Origin of the sequence: Streptomyces sp. E2N166 (assembly GCF_003671715.1) — a bacterium.
GTDB lineage: Bacteria > Actinomycetota > Actinomycetes > Streptomycetales > Streptomycetaceae > Streptomyces > Streptomyces thinghirensis.
This window is the reverse complement of record NZ_RAIF01000018.1, coordinates 360,657-362,548: the sequence shown is the minus strand read 5'-3', so window position 1 is coordinate 362,548 and position 1,892 is coordinate 360,657. Positions and strand designations below refer to the sequence as shown.

Here is a 1,892-nt window from a genome sequence, read left to right as displayed (position 1 = left end):
GCAGGTCGTCGTCCTGACCGTCCCGCCCGTCCCGCCGGGGCCCGCGCAGCGGACGCTCCCAGCGCAGCCGGGCCAGCACCGACTCCTCGGTGGGCGAGGCACCCTCGGGCAGCCCCGCCAGCAGGGCCAGCACCCGGTGCCGTACCTCCGGCGCCGCCGAGCGGTCCAGGTTCGGGCCCAGCGCCGAGAGCGTACGGTCCTTCGCGTCCCGCCCGCCGACCACACCCGGCGTGCGGGTGGCCGTCAGCCACGCCCCGGCGAGCCGCGCCCAGCGCTCCGCGGGGGGCAGCTCCCGCCACTCGTCGTACGCCGGGGTCGCCGCGTACCGCTCGTCGGCCTCACCGTCGGAGGCGATCAGCCCGGCCGCGTAGGCCAGCTCGACCCAGAACGCGGCCACCGGCTCGGGCACGTCCAGCGCGACGGCCGTCCGCTTCAGGTCGCGCACGCTCAGCCCGCCGGCCCGCAGCACCGCCGGGCCGCCCTCGTCCCACTCCTTCAGCAGCTCCTCGACGGTCGCCAGCGCCGACAGGGCCTGCCCGGCCGCGGTGGCGTCCACAACCTGTGGACGGTGCGCGGCGGCCGCCTCCACCTGCGGCGGTACCGGCTCCGGCGTGCGGTGCGCCCGGCCCGCGCGCAGGTGCAGGGCGACCTCGCGGGGCAGGACGACCGTGCCCGGCGCGGTCGGCAGCAGCAGGCCGCTGTCCAGCAGATGGCGCAGGTGCGCCGCCGGATCGTGGGTGACCTGGCCGTACGGCGGTCCCCACACCAGCCGGTCCAGCACCTCGCGGGACTCCTCGGGCAGGCCGGCGAGGAGCCCCGCCATCCGCTGCCGGTCGGTGAACAGCTCACCGAGCGCCGACACGGCGGAGACCGAGTCGTGCGTCGAGGGCAGCCCGACGACGGCCAGGATCTCCTGGATCCGGCCCGGCGACATCCCCGCCGTCGCCTCCCGCACACAGGGTCCGAGCCCCGTCGGAGAGGGGTGCTGCGGGGAGGGCGCGAGCAGCTCACGGGCGGTGCGCACCAGCCGCAGCCGGTCGTCGGCCCCCCATACCAGGGCCTGTTCGCGCAGGAGGGCGACGGCCCGGGGCAGGGCCGCCGCGACGACGGGGTCCCGCCCGTCACCGGCCATGAGCCGGAGCAGCTCGTCGTACGGCGCCGGGTCCGCCGCCACGGCCAGCGCCTCCGCCGTCTGCAGCGCGAACCGGTCCAGCCGCTCCAGTGCCCGTACGACCGAGGCCCGGGTGCCCGCCCGGGTGGCGAGCTGCGTGAGGTCCGTGGGCACGGGGGTGATGAGGTCGGGGCGGCTGCGCAGGAGGGCGGCCAGCGAGACGTCGTCCCTGACGCGGAGCGCCTCCGCGAGGGACCGGGGGGCCGCGGACTTCTCCTCGGTGCTCATCCGGCCCACGTTAGCGGGTGGGTACGACGGTGGGGTACGCGTGCGGTCGCGCGGTGCGCGTCCGCCGCACCCGGGAGGATTCGGTACCTTCGTCCGACGGCGTACCACAACACACCGCCCCGGAGGGCTCCGTGGGGATCGAGAGCGACCAGGTCGTCTACGAGTACCTGAGCCGTGTCGGCGACGTGGCCCAGCAACGGCAGCTGCCGTCGGCCACCCGCATGCGGCTGGTCTCCGAGCTGCGCGACGAGATCGACCGGCACCGCGCCAAGACCACGGTGGACAGTCCCGCCGCCGTCCGCCGCATCCTGGACCGGCTCGGCAGCCCGGACGACATCGTCGACGCGGCGGGCGGCACGAGCGGTGCCCCGCGGCCGCCGGTGCCGCCGCCCACCGCCGTCCCCGTACAGCGGGAGGCCGGGCCGCGGAAGGCGGAGCGGCTCAAGGGCCTGCGACGCGCCGTACCGCGCGCCCGCCCGGCCGCGCCCGAGTC

General features: G+C 77.3%; 2 pseudogenes. One reads left to right on the top strand and one right to left on the bottom strand.

What is annotated here, in order from left to right:
• Nucleotides 1-1,399 (bottom strand): annotated as a pseudogene (locus EBH09_RS15945) (DNA-binding protein); the annotation flags it as partial.
• A gap of 131 nt (nucleotides 1,400-1,530) precedes the next feature.
• On the opposite strand from EBH09_RS15945, the pseudogene EBH09_RS15940 reads away from it, so the two are divergent.
• Nucleotides 1,531-1,892, top strand: a pseudogene (locus tag EBH09_RS15940) (hypothetical protein); the annotation flags it as partial.